Consider the following 6,478-nt stretch of genomic DNA (forward strand, 5'->3'; position numbering starts at 1 on the left):
GGGGGGGAAGGGGGGGGGGGGGGGGGGGGGGGGGGGGGGGGGGGGGGGGAGGGGGGGGGGGGGGGGGGGGGGGGGGGGGGGCCCCCCCCCCCCCCTCCGCCCGTCACATGCCCAAGGAGTGCTCGTGGAAGTCTTCGCCCGTCTCGACAGTGTCACCAAGACGTACGGCAAAGTGGTCGCGCTCGACGCGGTATCCCTCGTGGTGCCCGCCGGGGTCACCGCCGTGCTCGGCCCCAACGGCGCCGGCAAGTCCACCATGATCGAAATTCTCGCTGGTCTGCGCCGCCCCGGCTCGGGTCGGGTCGAGGTGCTCGGCGGGGATCCCGCCGACGTACGGATCAAGGGCCGACTCGGCCTCACCCCGCAGCGCACCGCGTTGCCCTGGCGGCTCACCGTCGCCGAGACCCTCGCCCTGGTCGCCGCCCACTACCCGGACCCGGTGCCCCGCGCCGACCTGGTCGAGCAGCTCGGCCTCGGGCCGTTCCTGACCAAACGGTGCGGCAGCCTCTCCGGTGGCCAGCGCCGCCGGGTCGCCCTGGCCACCGCCCTGGTCGGCCGCCCCGAACTGCTCTTCCTCGACGAGCCGACCACCGGCCTGGACGCCGACAGCCGCGACGGACTGTGGACGGCGATCGCCGCCGTCGCCGCCGCCGGCAGCGCGGTGCTGCTCACCACCCACGACATGGCCGAGGCCGAACACCTCGCCGAACAGGTCGTGGTGGTCACCGGCGGGCAGATCGCCCGCACCGGCGCGGTTACCGAGGTGGTCGCCGAGGTCGGGTTGCACCTGGTCGACATCGAAGTGACCGGCGCGCTGCCGCCGATCGCCGTCTCCGGCCCCGCCGACCGGGTGGAGACCGTCGGCAACCGGACCCACATCTACACCGCCGACCCGGACGCCACCGTCCGGGCACTGGTCCGCGCCGACGTGCCGTTCACCGGCATCCGGGTCGAACGGGTCGGCCTCGAGGAAGCGATCCGCACGATCAGCCGGTCCACCGACCCGGGTGGCGTCACCCGGCCCGGGATCCGCGTTGCCGAAAAGGTGGCCTGACATGCGCTACGTCCTGCTGCACGCCCGCGCGCACGCCCTCGACACGCTACGGATGCCCGCCTACTGGGCCCCGGCGCTGGGCTTCCCGCTGGTCTTCTTCCTGCTGTTCGGGCTGGTCAATGCCAACCGCTTCGCCGACCTCGGGTTGGGCAGCGAGTACGCGATCACCCCGTTCCTGCTCTACACCACGCTCAACGTCACGGTCGCCTCGCTCGCCGCCGGCGTCGCCGCCGACCGGGAGAACCCGTGGGAGCAGCGGCTGCGGCTGCTGCCACTGTCCCCGCTGACCCGGTTCGCCGGCCGGCTGGTCTACGTCCTCGGCTTCAACGTGGTCAGCTGGATTCCGCTGCTGGTCGTCGCCGCATTCACCACCGACCTGCGGCTGCCGCTGGCTGCCTGGCCGGTCTGGCTCGGCGCGGTGGTGCTCGGTGCCGTCCCGTTCGGCCTGCTCGGCATGGCGATCGGCTACCGGTTCGCCCCGCAGCCGGCGATGATGCTGGCCAACCTGCTGTTCATGCTGCTGGCGTTCTTCGGCGGGCTGTTCGTGCCGATCGACTTCCTGCCGTCCGCGCTGCACGCCGTGGTGCCGTACGTGCCCACCTACCAGTACCAGTACTTCGTGCTGGCGCTGATCGACCGGGCCGACCATCTGATCGGGCCGAGCTGGATCGCCTTCCTGCTGCTGGGCTGGACGACCCTGTTCGCCCTGCTCGCCCGCGCCGCGTTCCGGCGCGACGAGGGGGTGCGGTACGGATGAGCGAGGCCGCCGTCGTCCCGGCCACCGCCGACCGGCGGCCGGCGACCGACCCCACCCTGGCACCGTACGCGCTGGTCCGGCTGGCCGCGCTGCCGTACCCGCCGACGCCGGACGGTGCCCGCGAGTTCCGTGCCGCGCTGCGCCGGCTGGTCGAGCTACGGTCGCGGATCACCGAGCTGGCCCCCCGGCTCGCCGACGCGCTCTACGCCAGCGCCGACGGGCACCCGGCCGACTTCCACCGCAAGGCGGTGCTGCCGCTGCGCCGCGACGTGCACAACGGACGGCTGCCCCGGCCGGACCGGGTCGCCGAACTCGACGGCCTGCTCGACCGGGTGCCCGACCTGCCGGCCTGGCTGGCCGTCATGCGCCAGGCCGCGCAGGTGCGCGCCGAGCTCGGTGAGCTGGCCACCGGCGCGCTCGGCGCGGAACGCGCCGCGCTCGCCGCGGTCTGCGCCGCCGAACCACTGCGCCGCGCGGTCACCCTCACCGGCGCCGACCTGCTACGCGGGATCGACCGCGCGGCCGCCGGCGGGGCCAACCCGGACAGCCGGGCCCGCAAGTCCGAACCCAACGCGCTGCGGTACGCGCTGCGGGCCACCGCGAAGACCAGCCCGCTGTCCTGGTTCACCTACGTCGCCTGGGGCAACTGGACCACGGTGTCGGAGCCGGCCGGCGGTGCGGCACCGGCCGACCCGGCCGGCAGCGCCGATCCGGCCGGCAGCGCCGATCCGACCGGTGCCGCGGCCTCGGCCGGCGGGCAGCCGGTGGCCGTCGCCCAGGCCAACCGGACCCTGCTGGCCCGGCTGCTCGCCGCAGTGATCGCCGACCCCGGGCTGCGCGACACGGTGCCGCACCGGCTGGCCGCCGCGATCACCGTCACCGGTGACCAGCTGACGTTCCGCCGGGACCGCCCGGTGCAGGGCGTCGACCGGGTCATCTCGGTGCTGGAGGAGGAGGTGTCGCTGGCCTGCACCGGACCGCTGCGGCTGCTGCTCGACCGGACCCGGGCCGCCGGCCCGGCCGGCATCACCCCCGGCGACCTGGTCGCCGAACTGGCCCGCCGGCTGCCCGGCGGCCCGCCGCGCACCACCGCTGCCGCGACCCGCTACGTCGGGCAGGTGCTCGCCGCCGGGCTGCTGCTCGCCGTCGAACCCGTCGACCCGCAGGACCCGAAGGCCGTACGGCACCTCGCCGACTGGCTGGACCGGCACCATCGCCGCGACCTGGCCGACCTGCTCATCGCGATCGACGAGCAGACCAGCGGCTTCGGAGCCATCGCGGCCGGCGACCGGGCCGCCGCCCTGGGCCGGCTGCGCGACACCTGGCGCTCGGCGTACCAGGCGGTGGGGCTGCCCTGGTACGACGCACCGGTACTGGCCGAGGACGTGGCGCTGCGCGAACCGGTGCGGCTGGGCCGGCGCCACGGGCGCGCCGCCGCCGACCGGCTGCCCCGCCTGGCCGGGCTGGTCGAGCTGTTCGACCAGTACCTGCCGCTGCGTCGGCTGGTCCGGGACCGCTTCGTCGCCCGGTACGGCGTGGGCGGACGCTGCGAGCGCGCCGCCGACTTCTCCACCGAGATGAGTCAGGTGTGGCGGGCGTACAACCTGGTCTCGCCGTCCGGGGTGATCAACCCCGACCCCGAGTTCGCCGACCTGGTCACCCCGGCGCTGCGGGAGCTGGCCGACACCCGGGCCGGGCTGCTAACCCGGATCCGGGCGGCGGCGCCGACCGACGCGGCCGAGTTCACCCTGCCCGAGGAGATCGTCCGGGACGCCGCCGCCGCGCTGCCCGACTGGGTCAGCGCCCGGCCCGCCTCGTACGCGTTCTTCGTCCAGCCGGCCCGCCGCGACGGCGACGACCTGCTGGTGCTCAACCACGTGTACGCCGGCTGGGGCCGGTTCACCAGCCGGTTCCTGGACCTGGTGGCGCCGCAGGCGAAGACGCAGCTGGCCGCGCAGATCCGGGCCACCGCCGGGCGGCACGCCCAGGTGGCCCAGTTCCGCCCGGTCACCGGGTTCAACGCCAACCTGCACCCGTTGCTGGTCGACCACGAGGTGGGCGAGGACGGGAGGTGGGCCGACCTGCTCGCCGACCGGGTCGGGCTGCGCCACGACCCGGTCACCGATCAGGTGCGGCTGGTCCGCGACGACACCGGCGCCGACCTGGACGTGCTCTACCTCGGGTTCCTCGTCCCGTTCGTGATGCCGGACCGGACCGTACCGTTGCACTTCGACCTCAGCAGCGGACTGGTCGGCCCCGGCCTGCTGGCGCCGACCGGCGAGCTGGCCGGTGTCCGGCACCGGACCCGGCTGCGCTACCACGACCTGGTACTCAGTCGCCGGTCCTGGACGTTGCCGACCGACGACGCCGGGCGGCTGCGTGCCGACCTGGACGCCGACGGCGACGTGCCGTTCGACGCGGTCAGCAGCTGGCGGGCCCGGCTTGGCCTGCCCGCCGAGGTGTTCGTCGCCGCCGCCGGCGTCGACGTACGCGGCGGCCCGGACGACTACCAGCGCTACCTGTCGCTGCCCAAACCGCAGTACGTCGACCTGGACAACGCCCTGCACCTGCGGAACCTGCCTCGGCTGCTGGGCCGCCACGACGGACCGGTGCGGATCGAGGAGGCGCTGCCGGTGCCGGGGACCGGCAGCCCGCACGGGCGGGTCGTCGAGCTGGTCGCCGAAACCTATCGGAAGGGGTGGGGCGGCAATGACTGACGCCCTCGACATCGTCAGCTACTACTATTCGCCGACCAAGCTGCCGCTACTGCGCTCGGCGGTGCTGCCGGCCGCCCGGTGGGCCGCCGACCAGGGGGTCGCCGTACACCTGGAACGGCACTGGCTGCACGGCCCGCACCTGCGGATCCGGCTGGCCCGCCGCGACCAGGTCGACCCGGCGGACCTGGCGGTGGTCGCCGCCGCGGTCGCCCACCGGCTGCGCGGGCACCTCGCCGAGCGGCCCAGCACCGAGCAGATCAGCGTCGCCGATCTGCTGGCGCAGGCCGAGCAGGCCGGCCGGATCGAACTGGTGCCGCCGCCGTACCAGCCGATCCACCCGGACAACACGGTCCGCGTCGAGCCGGTGGACGACAGCGCGATGGCTACCCTGTTCGGCTCCGCCGAGGCCGTCGAGTGCCGCGCCGAGCTGCTGCGCCTCGGGGTGCCGGCGGTCACCGCCGCCGCCGACGGGTTGGCCGCCGCCGGTGCCGGCGCCGCCGCCCGGGTACGGACCTGCCTGACCGCGATGGCGCTGCACGCCAGCCGCTACCCGCTCGGGCTCGGCAACGGCCACCAGTCGTTCCTGTCGCACCTGGAGGAGTTCCTGGTGCTCAACGACCCGGACGGCCGGGTGCGGGCGGCGTTCGACGCCCAGTGGCGGCGCTCGGCCGACCCGGCGACCGCACTGGTCGCCCGGCTGGCCGCCCCGACGCACGCGCAGGAGCCGGGACCGGAGTCGGGGCTGGACCCGGTTGAACGCGGGTGGGAACAGTGGACGGTGTCCGCCGCCGAGGTGACCGGGGTCGCGTACCAGCGCGGCGAACTGCCCCGGGTGCCGGCGTTCAGCTACCTGGACCGGGCCGAGCAGATCGGCGACCCGGACACGGTGCGCCGCTGGCATCCGGACCGGACCGAGTACAGCGAGTACCACCAGCTGCTGCGGCAGATCGACTTCGACCGGGTTCCGTACGAGCGGGAGTTCGTCACCTACCGGTTCGCCACCAATGTGCTGTACCTGCTGCTCGGCCTGCTGGACGTCCGGCCGACCGAGCGCTATCTCGCCGCCTACCTGCTGAGCCGGGCAGCGGAGCGGATCACCGGGGTCACCTGGCAGGAACGGATCAACGGCTACCTGACCAGGTTGGCCGCGACCGCACAGGAGGTGGCGTGATGAGCCCGCGACCCTCGACCGCCGAAGCTGGTTCCGCCGACCGCACCGTGACCGCCCCCGCTGTGGCCGACCGTACCGTGACCGCCCCCGCTGTGGCCGACCGCGTTGTGGCCGACCGCGTTGTGGCCGAACACGCCGTGCCGTCGGCGGCGGAGATCGTCGTACGGCTGCGGCCCGTGGTGTTCGCCACCCCGACCGCCACCGGGGTGCACGTACGCGGATGGTCGTCGAGCTTCACCGTCAGCGGCGGCGCCGGAGTGTGGAAGGTGTGGCAGGTCCTCGCCCGGCACCTGGCCGGTGGGCTGACACCGCAGCGGCTGGCGCAGCCAGCCGGGCGGCCCGAGGTGGACCGGGTCATCCGACTGCTCCTCGACCAACTGCGGGAACACGACATGCTGGTCGAGGTGCCGGCCGGCTGGGGCGACCGGGAGGAACCGGATCTGCCGCCGGCCGACCTGGCCCGCTGGCTGGAGTCGGTGGCCGCCGACCCGGCGGCGGCCTGGCAGCGGCTGCGGTCGACCACGGTCACCGTCGCCGGCACCGGGCCGGTGGCGACGTCGGCGGCCCGCACGTTGACCGGCGCAGGTCTGGCAGTCGACCCGGTCGGCGCCGCGACCACCCAGGACACCGTGGTACGGGCCGGCGAGGCGGCGGTCGCGGCCCGCTGCCTGCCGGAGATCGGGTACGTGACCCCGGTGTCCACGCCGGACCGGTCGCTGGCCCACGGTGCGGCGGTCGCGGCCCGCCTGTCCCGCGCGCCCGGCCCCGCGGCTGCGGGG

The 6,478-nt window shown here is 75.0% G+C and carries 5 protein-coding genes; all 5 read left to right on the plus strand.

What is annotated here, in order from left to right; genetic code table 11:
• Positions 1–1,054 (plus strand): ABC transporter ATP-binding protein (locus ACXAHD_RS30925; RefSeq protein WP_475054983.1); only part of this gene is annotated, 1,054 nt, incomplete at its 5' end.
• Between the two features lies 1 nt (position 1,055).
• A complete protein-coding gene (locus ACXAHD_RS30930; protein ID WP_281553830.1) occupies positions 1,056–1,811 on the plus strand; it encodes an ABC transporter permease in 756 nt (251 codons plus the stop codon).
• On the plus strand, positions 1,808–4,528 hold the full coding sequence (locus ACXAHD_RS30935; protein ID WP_475054985.1) for a lantibiotic dehydratase: 2,721 nt from the start codon (positions 1,808–1,810) through the stop codon (positions 4,526–4,528). The genes ACXAHD_RS30930 and ACXAHD_RS30935 overlap by 4 nt, the downstream gene beginning before the upstream one ends.
• Positions 4,521–5,699 (plus strand): lantibiotic dehydratase C-terminal domain-containing protein, encoded by a 1,179-nt coding sequence (locus tag ACXAHD_RS30940; RefSeq protein ID WP_281553832.1) that lies wholly within the window; start codon positions 4,521–4,523, stop codon positions 5,697–5,699. Before ACXAHD_RS30935 ends, ACXAHD_RS30940 begins: the two co-directional genes overlap by 8 nt.
• Positions 5,699–6,478 (plus strand): hypothetical protein (locus ACXAHD_RS30945; protein WP_475054988.1); only part of this gene is annotated, 780 nt, incomplete at its 3' end. The genes ACXAHD_RS30940 and ACXAHD_RS30945, both read left to right, overlap by 1 nt.

It is taken from the genome of Micromonospora sp. ABR4_055 (assembly GCF_056160425.1).